This is a genomic window from Microbacterium sp. NPDC089190 (assembly GCF_040701795.1).
GTDB lineage: Bacteria > Actinomycetota > Actinomycetes > Actinomycetales > Microbacteriaceae > Microbacterium > Microbacterium galbum.
The window spans coordinates 206,770-222,706 of sequence record NZ_JBFBHF010000001.1 but is presented as its reverse complement, the minus strand read 5'-3'; the positions used below and the strand labels follow the sequence as shown (position 1 = coordinate 222,706).

Sequence of the window (15,937 nt, the reverse complement as noted above, 5' to 3'; positions counted from 1 at the left end):
CCGTCGCTCGTCAGTCGGCCGCGGGGACGGCGGAGGCGACCGCGTCCTCGACCGTTCGGTGCGTGAAAGAGAAGCCCGTGTCATTCAGGACCGTCGGTTTCACGTCGGCGTCGGAGGTGAGGAGGGCCTCGGTGGCATCCGTCCCGAGAGCGAGCTTGACGCCCCAGATCGGCGCGCGCAGCACGTACGGGCGGTTCATGCGCCGCGCCAGGGCGAAGCCGAGGTCGTTCGCCGTCGCCCGGGTCGGGCCCGTCAGGTTGACGGGGCCGTCGATCCCGGAGTCGATCACGTGACGGATGGCGCGCACCTCGTCGTCGAGCGAGATCCACGGCCACACCTGGGTCCCACGTCCGATGGGCCCTGAGATGCCGAGCTTGGTGAGGAGCAGCAGGGGCTTCAGGACGCCCTGCTCGTGCACGACGGGGGCCGTGCGCAGCAGGGCGACGCGCGCCTTGTCACCCGCGTCCCGGGCGGCGGACTCCCACTCCACGCAGATGTCGGCGAGAAGGCCCGTGCCGCGGGGCGAGCCCTCGGTGAGCTCGACGCGCGGCTGCGAGCCGTAGAAGCCGGTCGCGCTCGCGTTCACGAGCGCCGGGGCATCATCGCCGAGAGCGCGGACGGCGGCGGCCAGCGTGCGCGTCGGCGTCACCCGCGACCACAGCAGCGTCGACTTGTACGACGGGGTCCACGGGAAACGGCCGATCGAGGCACCGTTCAGACACACCACCGCGTCGGCCCCGGCGATGACCTCGGGGTCGAGAGGAGTGGCATCGTGAAGCCACTGCCGCTCGTGCGGGGCCGAGGGGGCGTGGCGCACCAGCGAGGTGACCTCGACGCCGTCGCTTCGCAGGGAGTCGAGAAGCGCCGAGCCGATGAGGCCCGACGCGCCGGCGATGACGACGCGTCGGGCCGGGGTCTCAGGCAAGCGTCGCCTCGAGGGTGATGTCGATACCGGCGAGGGCCTGCGACACGGGGCAGTTCGCCTTCGCGTCGGCCGCGATCTTCTGGAACGTGGCGTCGTCGAGGTCGGGCACGACGGCGTTGACGTTGAGGTGGCTGCCGGTGATACCGGTGCCGGGCTTGAAGGTGATGGATGCCGTGGTGTCGACCGACGTCGGCGGGGTGCCGTTGTCGGCGAGGGCGTTCGACAACGCCATGCTGAAGCATGCCGAGTGGGCGCCCGCGAGCAGCTCCTCGGGCGTGGTGACCGAGCTCGAGCCTTCGCTGCGCGCCTTCCAGTTCACGTCGAACGTACCGATGCCTGACGAGGTGAACGTGACCTCGCCCGATCCCTCGAACAGGCTGCCTTTCCAGGCGGTGGTGGCTTCGCTCGTGACGGCCATGGGGAACCTCCGTTGATCCGGCGCGATCGGGGGTGACCGCGACGCGGCCAGCCTAACGAGGGGTTCCGACGCTGCGCGGGACTTGACAGCCCCGTCTCACGGACCGCTCAGGCAGTGGTGGGTCCGCGGCGGCCGAGCAGTCCCGCGCGCTGCAGGACGAGGTAGAGCTGACAGCCGAGGCACAGTCCGAAGACGGCGTTCAGGAACGCGGCGACGAAGGCCATCGCCGCCGCGACCGGCAGCGCCCAGGGCACTCCGGCCAGGTGCAGCAGCAGACCCACGGCCGTCACGAACAGTCCCACGCCCTGCGCGAAGCGCGGCGGGCGCGGGTCCTCGAACTCGGTGGGGGGAGCGAGGCGCGGCTGAACGACCCGGCGGTACAGCACGCTCCACGGCGCCGTGCGCGGAGCGGCGACGCCCCACACGAACAGGAGGGCGACCACGAGCAGGAGCAGGAAGCCGGGGTCGGACGCACGCTCGAGCACCGACGCCTGCCCAACCGCGGGGTACGAGGGGGAGAAGCTGTCTCCCGTCAGGGGCTGATACGCGGTGAACCCCGGGGCGGCGCGCGTGGAGATACCGACGAGGCTCAGCAGCGTCGCGACCAGCAGCAGAACGGCGGTGACGGATGCCGCGAACCGCGGGCCGCGGGCATCGATGCGCGAGATGTCAGGCACGGGCCGTCTCCTTCTTCAGGGTGTCGAGTTCGAGCTCGACGACCGACCGGCCGGGCGTTCCGCCGAAGCGCGTGCGCACGACCCCGCGACGATCGAGCACGAGCGTCGTGGGCGTCTGCAGCACCCGGAAGTGCTGCGCGATGTCGGGGCGGTGCGTGAGGTCGACGTCGAGATGACGGACGCCGTCGCGGGCATCGGCGACCTCGCTGAGCATCCGGTGGACCCCGGGGCAGCGCGCGCACATCTCGGTGCTGAACTGCAGGAGGGTCGCCTCCTCGCCCAGGCCGTCGGCGCCGAGACGGCGCGGGTCGACGACCTCGGCCGAGTCGATGGCGCGTGCGCGTCCGTCGCGGCGGCGCCAGAGGAGTCCCGCGGCCGTCGCCACGACGACGAGAGCCGCGATAGAGATCAGGGCGATGGTCAGGTCCACGACGCACAACGGTAGTGCGCCGTGACGGGCCGCGGGCCGATGAGTCCTCGCATGACGCACCCGCTCAGCGTTCTCACGGCCGGGCCTCTGCGGCATCCCCCTCCTCCCCAGGCCCGGCCGCCGCGGGGCGGGTGTGGACGATCGGCGTGACGGGGGCGCACGCGGGTATCGTGAAGCGCGTGACCGCCGACACCTCCACGCCCTACGAAGACCTGCTCCGCGACGTCCTCGAGCAGGGCGTGCACAAGTCCGATCGCACCGGTACGGGCACCACGAGCGTGTTCGGCCGGCAGATCCGGTTCGACCTCGCCGAGGGGTTCCCTCTGGTGACGACCAAGCGCGTGCATCTCAAGTCGATCGTCTACGAGCTGCTGTGGTTCCTCCGTGGTGAGTCGAACGTGTCGTGGCTGCGGGAGAACGGCGTCACGATCTGGGACGAGTGGGCCGACGCCGACGGCGAGCTGGGGCCCGTCTACGGCGTGCAGTGGCGCTCCTGGCCGACCGCCGACGGCGGCACCATCGACCAGATCGCCCAGGTCGTCGAGCAGATCCGTCGCGATCCCGACTCGCGTCGCCTGATCGTGTCGGCGTGGAACCCCGCCGACATCCCCGACATGGCGCTCGCGCCGTGCCACGCGCTCTTCCAGTTCTACGTGGCCGACGGCAAGCTGTCGTGCCAGCTGTACCAGCGCAGCGCCGACATGTTCCTCGGTGTCCCCTTCAACATCGCGTCGTACGCGCTGCTGACGCTGATGATCGCGCAGCAGACGGGCCTCGAGCCGGGCGAGTTCGTGTGGACCGGCGGTGACTGCCACGTCTACGACAACCACCGCGCGCAGGTCGCCGAGCAGCTCACGCGCGAGGCGTACCCTGCCCCGACGCTGCGCTTCGCGCGCACCCCCGACTCGATCTTCGACTACACCTACGACGACATCGTCGTCGAGGGGTATCAGCACCACCCCGCCATCCGCGCGGCCGTCGCCGTATGACCTCGGTCGGTCTCGTCTGGGCCGAAGCCCATGACGGCATCATCGGCGCCGAGGGCGGGATGCCGTGGCACGTCCCCGAAGACATGGCGCACTTCCGCGAGGTCACGGGCTCGCACGATGTGATCATGGGGCGTCGCACGTGGGAGTCCCTCCCGCCGCGATTCCGCCCCCTCCCGGGGCGGCGCAACATCGTGGTGACCCGCTCCGACGTGTGGACCGCTGAGGGGGCCGAGCGAGCAGGATCGCTCGACGAGGCCCTCGCGGCGGCCCGCGGAGCCGAGGTCTGGGTGATCGGCGGAGGCATACTGTACGCCGAAGCCGTCGACCGCGCCGACGTCCTCGAGGTGACGCGTCTCGACCTCGCGGTCGACGGCGACACCCGCGCTCCGTCGACGCGGGGGTGGTCGCGGGTCGCCGCCGACCCCGCCGAGGGATGGCACACCTCGCGCAGCGGCATCCGGTATCGCTTCGAGACGTACCACCGGGGAGACTGAGATGACGCGCACCGCGGTGATCACGGGGGCGAGTTCGGGCCTCGGCGCCGAGTTCGCCCGGCAGCTCGCCGCGCGCGGCGCCGACCTGGTTCTCGTCGCCCGCGACGCAGCCGCCCTGGAGGCCGTCGCCGCCGAGGTGCGCGATCGTCACGGCGTCGCGGTCGAGGTCCTCAGCGCCGACCTCCTCGAGCCCGACGCTCTTTCGCGCGTCGAGGAGCGCCTCCTGGTCGGCGACGTGGCCGTGCTCGTGAACAACGCGGGATTCGGGCTCGACCTCGCCTTCGAAGAGAACGACGTCGACGCCGAGGTGCGCCACCTGCGACTGCACGTGGAGGCCGCCATGCGGCTCACGCACGCAGCGCTGACCCCGATGCTCTCGCGGGGGAGCGGCCGCATCGTCAACGTGGCCTCCGTCGCCGGGTTCGTGCCGCGCGGAACCTATGGCGCCGCGAAAGGGTGGCTCATCTCGTTCAGCCGCTGGGCGAACGTCGTCTACCGTCCACGGGGCGTGACGGTGACGGCGGTCTGTCCGGGCTTCGTGCACACGAACTTCCACGAGCGCCTCGGCCTCCCTCCGGGGCAGGAGGGAGTGCCCGATCGCATGTGGCTCGACGCGGCCACCGTGGTGCGCGAGGGACTGCGCGACGCCGCACGGGGGCGCTCGGTGTCGGTGCCGTCGTGGCGGTACAAGCTCCTGGTCGCCGGGTCGCGCCTGCTGCCCGACGCGGTGGTCGTGCGCGCGGCGTCACGCGGGCGCTGATCCCCTTCGCGTCTCAGCGGAACCGACCCAACCGGATCCCGGCGAAGGCGAGGGCGGCGATCGTCTCCCCGTCGGTGATGCCGCCGCCCGCGATCAGCGCGAGCGCCTCGGCGAACGGGATCCACCGCACGGCGTCGATGCCCTCCTCGCTCTGCGAGGCCGTGGCATCCGTCATCGACAGGCCGCGCGCGAGGAAGACGTGCTCGGGGGCCTCGGCGATGCCGTTCAGGGCGTTCATCGCTCCCAGATCGTGCCACTCGGATGCCGTCACCCCGGCCTCCTCGAGCAGCTCACGTCGCGCCGCGAGGAGCGGATCCTCTCCGTCGGACCCGCCCGCGGGGATCTCGAGCGAACGACCCGTCGTGTACCTCTCGAGCTCGACGAAGCAGACGCGCTCGTCGTCATCGAGCGCGACGACGAACACCGCGGGGTTCTGCATACGCACCACCCCGTAGATGCCGTCGCCGTGCGGGCCGGTCACGTCATCCTCGCGGACGTTGATCCAGGGATTCTCGTACACGGTGCGCGTCGCGCGGGTCGTCCAGGCCATGCGCTCACCCTAGGACGCCCTCGCCGTCACGCATTGTTCACACCGACTGCGGGGGAGGCCGGGGGAGGACGCCGCCGAACCGATAACCTGGGATCATGACGCACTCCGGCAATCCCTTCGGTCAGGTGCTCGTCGCGCTCATCACTCCGATGACCGCCGACGGCGAAGTCGATTGGCCCGCCACCGAGAAGCACATCGACGACGTCATCACCGCCGGGGCCGACGGCATCGTCGTCACCGGCACCACGGGCGAGACCTCGACGCTCACCGACCCCGAGAAGCTGCGTCTGGTCGAGGTCGGCAAGAGCGTGTCGGCCGGTCGCGCCAAGATCATCACGGGCGGCGGCTCGAACGAGACCGCGCACGCGATCGAGCTCTACAAGGCCAGCGAGAAGGCCGGCGCCGACGGCATCATGATCGTCACGCCGTACTACAACAAGCCCACGCAGGCCGGCATTCTGACGCACTTCCGTCTCGTCGCCGACGCGACCGACCTGCCGGTCATCCTCTACGACATCCCCGGCCGCACGGGTGTGCCCATCAAGTACGAGACGATCCTGCGCCTCGCGAAGCACCCCAACATCCTCGCGATCAAAGACGCCAAGGGCGACTTCAGCGAGGTCAGCCGGGTCCTGAACCAGACCGACCTGATGTACTTCTCGGGCGACGACGCCAACGTCCTCCCGCACCTCTCGATCGGCGCGTCCGGCCTCATCGGCGTCACGGCGAACATCGCCGCCGCGCCCTACCGGACGATCGTGGATGCCGTGAACGCGGGCGATCTGGCGTCCGCCACCGCTGCGCACAAAGGCCTCGAACCGCTCGTCCGCGCCGTCATGACGCACGTACCGGGCACGGTCGCGGCGAAGTACATCCTGCACGGCCTCGGCCGCATCGGCAGCCCCCGGGTCCGCCTGCCCCTCGTCGGGCCGGAGGAGTGGGAAGCCGCCGTCATCGAAGACGAGTTGGCCCTCGTGAAGAACGTGGCCGGCGCCGACTTCTCCAACTTCCGCCCCGACCGCAACGCGGCCGCCGGCGGCGCGCTGCCGAAGGTGCACGGCACCACGAGATAAGCATCGGCGTCCGCCGAACCGCGGCCAGGGACGCCACACAGAGGGATGCCGCACGGCGGCATCCGAGGAGGCACATATGCCCACTACCCCGTTCGATCCGCCCGCGCTCGCCGCGGGCACCCTCCGCGTCATCCCGCTCGGCGGCCTCGGCGAAGTCGGTCGCAACATGACCGTCTTCGAGTACGACGGCAAGCTGCTCGTCGTCGACTGCGGCGTGCTCTTCCCCGAGGAGCACCAGCCCGGCGTCGACCTGATCCTGCCCGATTTCGAGCCCATCCGGCACCGTCTCGACGACATCGTCGGCGTCGTGCTGACCCACGGCCACGAGGACCACATCGGCGCCGTCCCCTACCTGCTCAAGCTCAAGGGCGACATCCCCCTCATCGGCTCGGGGCTCACCCTCGCTCTCATCGAGGCGAAGTTGAAAGAGCACCGCATCCGCCCGTACACCCTCACGGTGGCGGAGGGGCAGCGCGAGCAGGTCGGTCCGTTCGATCTCGAGTTCGTCGCGGTCAACCACTCGATCCCCGACGCCCTCGCCGTCGCGATCCGCACCCCTGCGGGTCTCGTTCTCGCCACGGGCGACTTCAAGATGGACCAGCTGCCGCTCGACGGTCGCATCACCGATCTCCGTGCGTTCGCGCGTCTCGGCGAGGAGGGCGTCGACCTGTTCCTCGTCGACTCCACCAACGCCGACGTGCCCGGGTTCACGCCCACGGAGCGCGGCATCGGCCCCGTGCTCGACCAGGTGATCGCCAAGGCGCCTCGCCGTGTCGTCGTCGCGAGCTTCTCCAGTCACGTGCACCGCGTGCAGCAGGTGCTCGACGCCGCCCACGCGAACGGTCGCCGTGTGGCGCTGCTCGGGCGCAGCATGGTGCGCAACATGGGGATCGCGGCCGACCTCGGCTACCTGAACGTGCCGGACGGCGTGCTCATCGACTACAAGAAGGCGCGCGACCTGCCCGACGACAAGATCGTCTACATGTCGACCGGGTCGCAGGGCGAGCCGATGGCCGTCCTCAGCCGCATGGCCAACCTGGATCACGCGATCGAACCCGGCGAGGGCGACACGATCATCCTGGCATCCAGCCAGATCCCCGGGAACGAGAACGCGATCTACCGCGTCATCGACGGGCTGACGAAGCTCGGTGCGACCGTGGTGCACAAGGGCAATGCCAAGGTGCACGTCTCGGGTCACGCCGCGGCGGGCGAGCTGCTGTACTGCTACAACATCCTCAAGCCCAAGAACGTCCTCCCCGTGCACGGCGAGTACCGCCACCTGATGGCGAACGCCAAGCTCGCTCGCGAGACCGGCATTCCCGAGAAGAACACCATCCTCGGCGAGAACGGCACGGTCGTCGATCTGCGCGACGGCGTGGCCGAGGTCGTGGGCCAGGTCGACATCGGCTTCGTGTACGTCGACGGGTCATCGGTGGGCGAGATCACGGATGCCGACCTGAAGGACCGACGCATCCTCGGCGAGGAGGGCTTCATCTCGGTCATCGTCGTCGTCGACTCCGCGACCGGCAAGATCGTGTCGGGACCCGAGATCCATGCCCGCGGCGTCGCGGAGGACGACAAGGTCTTCGACAGCGTGAAGCCGAAGATCGCGGCGGCACTGGCCGAGGCGGCGAAGTCGGGGGTCCGCGACAACCACGCGTTGTCCCAGGTCGTGCGTCGCACGATCGGACGCTGGGTCAACCAGTCGCTTCGTCGTCGGCCCATGATCGTACCGATGGTCATCGAGGCCTGAGCAGCCGAGCAGAGCGGAGCGCCGCGGGGATCCCCCCGCGGCGCTGCGTCGTTCCCGGGTTCCGTCTGCGATCACGCCGTGAGGCGAGGCGGGCCTGTTCGGGGCGCCCGGGCGGTCGTCGTGGTCACGCGGGTATGCCCTCGCTCGCTATCATGCGGGCATGCCCGGTCTCTCGATCCGTGCGGCTGTCCGTTCCGACGGCGCCTTCCTCGCCGATATGACCGTCGAGGCCGCCAACTGGCGCGCCGGTGGTGCCCGCCCTCGTCACGAGGTGCTGAGCAGTCCGGACCATCGCCGATACATCGCCGGGTGGCTGCGGCCGGGCGACGCGGGCTTCGTCGCCGAGTCGCCGACGGGGGAGCCGATCGGCGCCGCCTGGTATCGGATGTTCCCGCGCGACGAGCCCGGATTCGCCTGGATCGGAACGGGCGTGCCCGAGCTGATCATCGGCGTGCGGCCCGTCTGGCGGTCTCACGGAACGGGACGAGCCCTGCTGCAGCACCTCGTGGACCACGCTCGCGGCGAGGGGTATGCGCGCCTCAGCCTCAGCGTGGAGCGAGACAACTTCGCCGTGTCGTTGTACCGCTCGGAGGCGTTCGCCGTCGTGCGGCGGGGGATCGGCCGCGACGTCATGGTCAAGCGCCTGCGCTGAACCCCGCGTCGGTACCTGCGAATGTCAGGGGTCGCGCCTACCGTGGAGGCATGGCTCGTACCTCGTCCCCGTCCGGCGGTCGCGCCCCCGCGAAGGGGTCGTCGCGATCGAAAGCCTCGGCGCCCGCGCCGAAGCGCTACGTCGACGAGCCCGAGAAGCCTCCCGTCGCCGCCCGCGCGTGGATGGCGGTCGCCCACGGCGTCGGCGGGATGTTCCGGGCGTTCGGCCCCGAGAACCTGGAGCGCGATCAGCGACGCGACGGCTTCCCGTTCTTCCTGGTCGTGCTCGCCGTCCTCGGTGCGGTCGTCGAGTGGTTCTTCATCGGCACAGAGGCCGCTGCCCTCATCAGCGCCTACAGCTTCGGCGCGCTCTTCGGCCGCGTCGCGTTCGTGCTCCCCGTCCTGCTCCTGCTGCTGGCGGGCTGGCTCTTCCGGCATCCCGCATCCGTGCACGACAACGGCCGCGTCGGCATCGGATTCGGGCTCTTCATCGTCACGCTCGCCGGCTTCTGTCACGTCGCCGGTGGTCGTCCCGTGCCGAGCGAAGGCGGACTGCCCGCCCTCAGCCCGGCGGGCGGCATCGCGGGCTGGATCGTGGGGGAGCCCCTGGCCTTCGCGCTCACCGACGTGGGCGCCTACATCGCGCTCTCCCTGGTGGCAGTGCTCAGCGTGCTGATCCTCACCAAGACGCCCCCCAACCGCATCGGACGTCGGCTCGGCGATCTCTACGCCTGGATGTTCGGGGTCGAGCGCTCCGAGCAGAGCGATGCCACCACGAAGGTCCTCGCCGTCGACGACGCCGACGACGAGCCCGCCGAGAAGTCGCTGCCCTGGTGGCGACGCAACAGGTCGGGCCGCGAAGAGGACGCCGACGGATCCCTCGGCTCCGACGACCTCACGACCCTGCTCTCGCCCGGAACGACGCAGGGTGGTTTCGAGTCGGCGATGGTCGAGCCGGAGCCCGTCGCGCCCCGTGCGAAGGCGCCGACCCCGCCGCCGGTCCCGCCCGCGCCCGATGCCCTCACCGAGGTCTTCGACGCGAGCGCTCTCGCCGGTGCCGTATCCGGCCGCGGTCTGCACGACGACTCGTCGATCGATCTGGGCGACGACGACGATCTGCCGGGCATCTCGGGGCTCGGCGGCGACAGTGCCGGTGCGCCGCCCGCCGCGAACTACCGTCTGCCCGCCGTGACGGCGCTCGCGACCGGGACGCCCCCCAAGGCCCGCTCCGCGGCGAACGACGCGGTGGTCGCCGCCATCGAGAGCGTGATGGAGCAGTTCAAGGTCGACGCGCGGGTGACCGGGTTCTCGCGCGGTCCGACCGTCACGCAGTACGAGATCGAGGTCGGGCCCGGGGTGAAGGTCGAGCGCATCACCGCGCTGACCAACAACATCGCCTACGCCGTCGCCTCCAACGAGGTCCGCATCCTCGCCCCGATCCCCGGCAAGAGCGCGATCGGCGTCGAGATCCCGAACGCCGACCGCGAGATCGTGACGCTCGGCGACATCCTCCGATCGGATGCCGCGACCTCGTCGACGCATCCCATGACCATCGGCGTGGGCAAAGACGTCGGCGGCGGCTTCGTCGTGGCCAACCTGGCCAAGATGCCCCACCTTCTGGTCGCCGGATCCACGGGTTCGGGCAAGTCGAGCTTCGTCAACTCGATGATCACCAGCCTCCTGATGCGCGCCAAGCCGTCCGACGTGCGCATGGTGCTCATCGACCCCAAGCGCGTCGAGTTGACGTCCTACGCGGGGGTGCCCCACCTCATCACGCCGATCATCACGAACCCCAAGAAGGCCGCCGAAGCGCTGCAGTGGGTCGTGAAGGAGATGGACATGCGGTACGACGACCTCGCGTCGTTCGGCTTCCGTCACATCGACGACTTCAACAAGGCGGTCGTCGCGGGGGAGATCCAGCTGCCGGCCGGGAGCGAGCGGGTGCTCAAGCCCTATCCGTATCTTCTGGTCGTCGTCGACGAGCTGGCCGACCTCATGATGGTCGCCCCCCGCGACGTCGAGGACTCGATCGTCCGCATCACCCAGCTCGCCCGCGCGAGCGGCATCCACCTCGTCCTGGCGACGCAGCGTCCGTCGGTCGATGTCGTGACCGGCCTCATCAAGGCGAACGTGCCCTCGCGCCTCGCCTTCGCCGTGACGAGCGTCACCGACTCCCGCGTCATCCTGGATCAGCCCGGTGCCGACCGGTTGATCGGTCAGGGCGACGGTCTCTTCCTGCCCATGGGGGCGTCCAAGGCCGTCCGCGTGCAGGGAGCGTGGGTGAGCGAGCAGGAGATCGAGAAGGTCGTCGCTCACGTCACGCAGCAGGCTCGGCCCGAGTACCGCGCCGACGTGCAGGCGGCCGCCGAGAAGAAGGAGATCGACGCCGACATCGGTGACGATCTCGAGCTCCTGCTCGCGGCCGCGGAGCTGGTGGTCTCGACGCAGTTCGGGTCGACCTCGATGCTCCAGCGCAAGCTGCGCGTCGGTTTCGCGAAAGCGGGGCGCCTGATGGACCTGCTCGAGTCGCGCGAGATCGTCGGTCCCTCCGAGGGATCGAAGGCCCGCGACGTGCTCGTCACCAACGAGCAGCTTCCTGCCGTCCTCGCGCGTCTGCGCGGCGATGAGGCGCCCGAGGCCCCCGCGGCCGTCGGCGACGACGACCGGTACGGCGAGGACCCGATCGAGGCGCAATACGAAGGGCTGCCTGTCGTGGAAGACGACGAGGGCTCCGAAGACGCCTGGCAGCTGACGGGACGCGACTGATGGCCGTGCACCCGCAGCTCCCCAACGCGATCACGATCGTGCGCATCCTGTGCGCACCGGTCTTCCTCTGGCTGCTTCTGGCCGACGCGGGGGAGGGCGGTGCACTCCGCTGGGCCGCCGCCATCCTGTTCATCGTCGCCATCGCGACGGACGGGGTCGACGGGTACATCGCCCGGCGATACGAGATCGTGAGCGATCTCGGCAAGCTGCTCGACCCGATCGCCGACAAGGCCCTCACCGGAGTGGCCTTCGTCGGGCTGTCCATCCTCGGCGAGCTGCCGTGGTGGGTGACCATCATCGTGCTCGTCCGTGAGATCGGCATCACGATCTACCGGTTCATCGTCGTCAGCAACCACGTGCTCGCCGCGGCGTGGATGGGCAAGCTCAAGACCGTCTTCCAGGCCGTCGCGCTCTCGATCGCCCTCATCCCGTTCGCCGGCCTCTCCGACGCGGGAGCATGGCAGGGCACCGTGTGGTGGGTCTCGGTCGTGACCATGACGATCGCCGTCATCCTGACCATCGCCTCGGGCATCGACTACGTCGTGACCGAGGTCCGTGCTGCACGGCGGAGCCGAGGGCGCCGGTGATCGACGGCGTTCCCGACGACCTCGACGAGACGCTCGTCCGCGACCCGCGCGAGAGCGCGGCGGTGCTGCTGGACCGTCTCGCCGAGCTCGGGTGGACGATCGCCGTTGCGGAATCCCTCACCGGAGGTCTCGTCGTCGCATCTCTCGTCGATGTGCCGGGCGCTTCGCGGGTGGTGCGCGGGGGAGTGGTCGCTTACGCGACCGACCTCAAACACAGCGTGCTCGGAGTCGATCACGCCCTGCTCGACGCGCACGGCGCCGTTCATCCTCGCGTGGCACGCCAGATGGCGCGCGGGGTCAGAGATGTCCTCGGTGCGGACGGCGTCCCCGCCGATGTCGGCGTCGCGACGACGGGAGTGGCGGGTCCCGACGAGCAGGACGGACAGCCCGTCGGCACGGTGCACATCGCGGTCTCGACGCCGCTGGGCACCCGCGTCGACTCGCTGGTGATCGCGGGGGACCGCGACCGTATCCGCCGGGAGACCGCCCATCTGGCCATCCGGCGGGTCCTCGCGGCCCTGTGAATCCTCGTCCGTGGAGGATCGACGCCGAGTGCGGGAACAAATGATCGCACACTCCGGTTTCGTCCAGCGATTCCCATCCGGTGCACAGCGCGCGGCATTAGGGTGACCACAGATGGTGTTTTACAGTTGCTCATCCGGGCAGCGACGGAATCAGCAGTGAGGAGGGCCCCAAATGATCCTGGTTCGTCAAGAGATCGGCGAAGTCCTGCGTGACCTCCGCCAGCAGAAGGGCCGTACCCTCCGCCAGGTCGCCAGTCGCGCGAGCGTCGCCCTCGGCTATCTCAGCGAGGTCGAGCGCGGTCAGAAAGAAGCCTCGAGCGAGATCCTCGCTTCGGTGGCCGAAGCGCTCGACGTCCCCATCTCGACCATCATGCGCCAGGTGGGCGACCGGCTCTCCGTGCTCGAGGGCCTCCAGACCTTCCCCGACGTCGTCCCCGACGAACTCGTCGCCGCGGTCGAGCCCGAGCTGTCGCTGCGCTGACGTCGCGTCCGCATGCGTCGTAGCGAATTCGATCGCGCTGTCGCCGATGAGTTCGGCGCCCGCGGTGGCTCCCTGCTGACCGATCTCGTGTTGTCGGCGGTGGGGGGACGCACCAGTGCCGATGCTCTCGCGGCCGGCGTCGATCCTCGCGACGTGTGGCTCGCGCTCTGCGCTGAGACCGACGTACCGGAGAACCGTCGGTACGGCGTCGGGCGGCTCGAACCGCGTCGGTCCTGAGACGTCGATCTCGGTATCGCCTCGGTCGGCCACCCGTGAGGCCGGCTCCCTTCGGCAGCGCGGATCGGGGCCGAACGGGTGCGGGCTGATGCACGCGCCCCGCAGGGCAGCGCGCCGCCGGGCTTTCGGGACTCGCAGACGAGATCCCGGCGTGTCATCGAATCTACGTTCGATTCGGGCGTAGGCTCCTTCACAACGAGCTTCGTGCCCCGTTCATCCACAGGAAGGCCGTCTCCCGACACCAATGTCGGAGGCCCTCTCTAACGTGAGGAACGTCGAACGACACTCTGAACGCCTTGTCGGGTGCCCCCATCGTCGATGGGGGACGCGACAGCCTATAGGCGACCGGAACGCGAGCAGAAAGAAGACGTCATGCCCTCACCCGCAGAGCGCGAAAAGGCCCTCGAATCCGCCCTGGCGCAGATCGACCGGCAGTTCGGAAAGGGCTCGGTCATGCGACTGGGCAGCGACGACCGCGCCCCGATCGAGACCATCCCCACCGGCTCCGTCGCCCTCGACGTGGCCCTCGGTATCGGCGGCCTGCCGCGCGGTCGCATCATCGAGATCTACGGACCGGAGTCGTCGGGTAAGACGACGCTGACGCTCCACGCCATCGCCAACGCGCAGCGTGCCGGCGGCATCGCCGCGTTCATCGACGCCGAGCACGCGCTCGACCCCGAGTACGCCAAGAAGCTCGGCGTCGACATCGACGCTCTGCTCGTGTCTCAGCCCGACACCGGTGAGCAGGCCCTCGAGATCGCCGACATGCTGATCCGCTCCGGCGCGATCGACCTCGTCGTCATCGACTCCGTCGCTGCTCTCGTGCCCGAGGCCGAGATCAAGGGCGAAATGGGCGACTCCCACGTCGGTCTCCAGGCGCGCCTCATGTCGCAGGCGCTCCGCAAGCTGACGGGTGGTCTGAACACGACCAAGACCACGGCGATCTTCATCAACCAGCTGCGCGAGAAGATCGGTGTCTTCTTCGGTTCTCCCGAGACGACGGCGGGTGGAAAGGCGCTGAAGTTCTACGCCTCCGTGCGCCTCGACATCCGTCGTATCGAGACCTTGAAAGACGGCACCGAAGCGGTCGGAAACCGCACCCGCGTCAAGGTCGTCAAGAACAAGATGGCGCCGCCCTTCAAGCAGGCCGAGTTCGACATCCTCTACGGCGTGGGGATCTCACGCGAGGGCAGCCTGATCGACTTCGGCGTCGAGCACGCCATCGTGAAGAAGTCCGGCGCGTGGTACACGTACGAGGGAGAGCAGCTCGGGCAGGGCAAGGAGAACGCCCGCAACTTCCTCATCAAGAACCCGGATGTCGCGGCCGAGATCGAGTCGAAGATCAAGACCAAGCTCGGCATCGGTGGAGCGCCTGCTGTGGCGGCACCCGCCGACGACGAGCTCGCCCAGCGCCGCCCGGCGTGATGAGCGACGACACCAAGGGCCCCGTCCGTCCGCGTTCGGCAGGCGGCGAAGACGGGCGGGGTTCCTCGGCGTCGGATTCGCCGGATTCGCCGTGGGCCCATGTCACCGATACAGGGGCCGCAACCGCGAGCGATGACGGCAGCGCGCCAGCGGATCCACCCGCTTCGCGTCACGACGACACCGGCGCGCGCACAGGTTCGACCGCCTCGAGTGAAGACGCCGACGCGCCCACAGATTCGACCGCGTCGCGTGACGGCGCCGACGCGCGCGCGGGCCGGACGGCTTCCCTGTGTGCTGTCGACACCGATCTCGCACCGGTCATTCCCCTGTTCGGGGTGTCGGCGGCGACGCGCTCCGGCCGCGCCTCCGAGGGCGCCCACCCGTCGCGCGGTCGTGCCGCTGCCGCGGATCCCACGACGGCGGATGTCGCGGTCCCTCGGTCGACGCGTCCGCGACTGAGGGCGCTGAGAAGCGACACATCGTCCGGCGAGTCCGCTCATGATTCCCCCGCCGCGGCGTGGAACCTCCCCGGGGGTGATCCGCTTTCGCTCCGTGCGACAGACTCACGCGGAACCGGTGCAGACGCCGACGTCGACGATGCGCTCGAACGTGCCGAAGCGCTTCTGCTTCGCAAACTCCGTTCGCGCTCGTTGTCACTGGCGGAAGCGCGAACGGCCCTCCGCGGCGTCGACGGCGCGGACGAGGTCGTCATCGAAGAGCTGATCGCCAAGTTCGTGGATCTCGGCTATCTCGACGACGCGGCGTTCGCGGAACAACTCGCGATGTCGGCGATCGAGAAGCGCGGCGAAGGTCGTCGGGCTGTGGCCGAGACGCTGCGCAAGCGCGGCATCCCTCGAGACGTCGCGGAAGCCGCACTCGCAGAGCTTCCCGACGACGACGCGGAGCGCGCGCTGGAATTCGCCCGCACCAAAGTCCGCGGCGTGGACGGCAAAGACTACGATGCGTCGCTCCGGCGACTGGCCGGTCAGCTGGCGCGGCGGGGATATCCGTCGTCGGTGGCTCTGTCGGCCGCGAAGACGGCGCTGAGCGAGGCGGGGATCGGACGGTCGCGGTCTTTCAGCCGGCCGACGTCAGGCGTGCGTTTCACTCCTGACGACTGACCGGGGTGAGGCGTGCGTTCGCCCTCGACCCGTATGGGGCGTGGGTTCGCCGCTGACCGGCGTGCGTTCGCCCCTG

Annotated in this window: 18 protein-coding genes; 13 read left to right on the top strand and 5 right to left on the bottom strand. The window is 69.8% G+C overall.

Annotated features, from left to right (window positions below):
- Window positions 1-10: 10 nt before the first annotated feature.
- The 4 genes from AB0230_RS01140 to AB0230_RS01125 all read right to left on the bottom strand — a co-directional run bounded on the left by AB0230_RS01140 (window position 11) and on the right by AB0230_RS01125 (window position 2,450).
- Window positions 11-925, bottom strand: a complete 915-nt coding sequence (locus tag AB0230_RS01140) for a TIGR01777 family oxidoreductase (RefSeq protein ID WP_366373467.1) — start codon at window positions 923-925, stop codon at window positions 11-13.
- Window positions 918-1,343: an OsmC family peroxiredoxin gene (locus AB0230_RS01135; RefSeq protein WP_315993099.1), complete on the bottom strand. Its 426-nt coding sequence runs from the start codon at window positions 1,341-1,343 to the stop codon at window positions 918-920. Before AB0230_RS01135 ends, AB0230_RS01140 begins: the two co-directional genes overlap by 8 nt.
- Before the next feature lie 107 nt (window positions 1,344-1,450).
- Entirely contained in the window at window positions 1,451-2,020 is a 570-nt protein-coding gene (locus AB0230_RS01130; RefSeq protein ID WP_363392601.1) for a DUF4395 domain-containing protein, read from the bottom strand.
- Window positions 2,013-2,450, bottom strand: a complete 438-nt coding sequence (locus AB0230_RS01125; protein WP_315993097.1) for a thioredoxin family protein — start codon at window positions 2,448-2,450, stop codon at window positions 2,013-2,015. The genes AB0230_RS01130 and AB0230_RS01125 overlap by 8 nt, the downstream gene beginning before the upstream one ends.
- 179 nt (window positions 2,451-2,629) lie before the next feature.
- Here AB0230_RS01125 and AB0230_RS01120 point away from each other — a divergent pair, with 179 nt between their 5' ends.
- Genes AB0230_RS01120 through AB0230_RS01110 form a run of 3 tightly spaced genes read left to right on the top strand, consistent with a single transcriptional unit; the run spans window position 2,630 to window position 4,693 of the window.
- A complete protein-coding gene (locus AB0230_RS01120) occupies window positions 2,630-3,439 on the top strand; it encodes a thymidylate synthase (RefSeq protein WP_366373464.1) in 810 nt (269 codons plus the stop codon).
- Complete coding sequence (locus tag AB0230_RS01115; RefSeq protein WP_366373462.1) at window positions 3,436-3,933, top strand: dihydrofolate reductase; 498 nt, start codon at window positions 3,436-3,438, stop codon at window positions 3,931-3,933. The genes AB0230_RS01120 and AB0230_RS01115 overlap by 4 nt, the downstream gene beginning before the upstream one ends.
- Before the next feature lies 1 nt (window position 3,934).
- Entirely contained in the window at window positions 3,935-4,693 is a 759-nt protein-coding gene (locus AB0230_RS01110) for an SDR family NAD(P)-dependent oxidoreductase (protein WP_366373460.1), read from the top strand.
- A gap of 13 nt (window positions 4,694-4,706) precedes the next feature.
- Here AB0230_RS01110 and AB0230_RS01105 read toward each other — a convergent pair whose 3' ends face one another.
- A complete protein-coding gene (locus AB0230_RS01105) occupies window positions 4,707-5,243 on the bottom strand; it encodes an NUDIX hydrolase (protein WP_315993093.1) in 537 nt (178 codons plus the stop codon).
- A gap of 95 nt (window positions 5,244-5,338) precedes the next feature.
- Between AB0230_RS01105 and dapA the strand changes: the two genes are divergently transcribed.
- The 10 genes from dapA (at window position 5,339) to AB0230_RS01055 (ending at window position 15,861) form a co-directional block, all read left to right on the top strand.
- Window positions 5,339-6,316, top strand: coding sequence for a 4-hydroxy-tetrahydrodipicolinate synthase (gene dapA, locus AB0230_RS01100; protein WP_058232286.1), 978 nt, complete (start codon window positions 5,339-5,341; stop codon window positions 6,314-6,316).
- 76 nt (window positions 6,317-6,392) lie between these two features.
- Window positions 6,393-8,069, top strand: a complete 1,677-nt coding sequence (locus tag AB0230_RS01095) for a ribonuclease J (protein ID WP_315993091.1) — start codon at window positions 6,393-6,395, stop codon at window positions 8,067-8,069.
- A gap of 160 nt (window positions 8,070-8,229) precedes the next feature.
- Window positions 8,230-8,721 (top strand): GNAT family N-acetyltransferase, encoded by a 492-nt coding sequence (locus tag AB0230_RS01090; protein ID WP_366373457.1) that lies wholly within the window; start codon window positions 8,230-8,232, stop codon window positions 8,719-8,721.
- Between the two features lie 50 nt (window positions 8,722-8,771).
- On the top strand, window positions 8,772-11,486 hold the full coding sequence (locus AB0230_RS01085) for a DNA translocase FtsK 4TM domain-containing protein (protein ID WP_315993089.1): 2,715 nt from the start codon (window positions 8,772-8,774) through the stop codon (window positions 11,484-11,486).
- On the top strand, window positions 11,486-12,073 hold the full coding sequence (gene pgsA / locus AB0230_RS01080) for a CDP-diacylglycerol--glycerol-3-phosphate 3-phosphatidyltransferase (RefSeq protein WP_363578818.1): 588 nt from the start codon (window positions 11,486-11,488) through the stop codon (window positions 12,071-12,073). Before AB0230_RS01085 ends, pgsA begins: the two co-directional genes overlap by 1 nt.
- The gene (locus tag AB0230_RS01075; RefSeq protein ID WP_315993087.1) at window positions 12,070-12,597 is read left to right on the top strand and encodes a CinA family protein; all 528 of its coding nucleotides are present in this window, start codon (window positions 12,070-12,072) and stop codon (window positions 12,595-12,597) included. The genes pgsA and AB0230_RS01075 overlap by 4 nt, the downstream gene beginning before the upstream one ends.
- A 172-nt stretch (window positions 12,598-12,769) precedes the next feature.
- Window positions 12,770-13,078 (top strand): helix-turn-helix transcriptional regulator, encoded by a 309-nt coding sequence (locus AB0230_RS01070; protein WP_108319449.1) that lies wholly within the window; start codon window positions 12,770-12,772, stop codon window positions 13,076-13,078.
- 12 nt (window positions 13,079-13,090) lie between these two features.
- Window positions 13,091-13,315 carry a DUF3046 domain-containing protein gene (locus tag AB0230_RS01065; RefSeq protein ID WP_108319447.1) on the top strand — a complete coding sequence of 75 codons (225 nt, stop codon included), beginning with the start codon at window positions 13,091-13,093 and terminating at the stop codon, window positions 13,313-13,315.
- A 372-nt stretch (window positions 13,316-13,687) separates the two neighbouring features.
- Window positions 13,688-14,740, top strand: a complete 1,053-nt coding sequence (recA, locus tag AB0230_RS01060; protein ID WP_315993086.1) for a recombinase RecA — start codon at window positions 13,688-13,690, stop codon at window positions 14,738-14,740.
- Window positions 14,740-15,861, top strand: coding sequence for a regulatory protein RecX (locus AB0230_RS01055; RefSeq protein ID WP_366373453.1), 1,122 nt, complete (start codon window positions 14,740-14,742; stop codon window positions 15,859-15,861). The genes recA and AB0230_RS01055 overlap by 1 nt, the downstream gene beginning before the upstream one ends.
- Window positions 15,862-15,937: the final 76 nt, after the last annotated feature.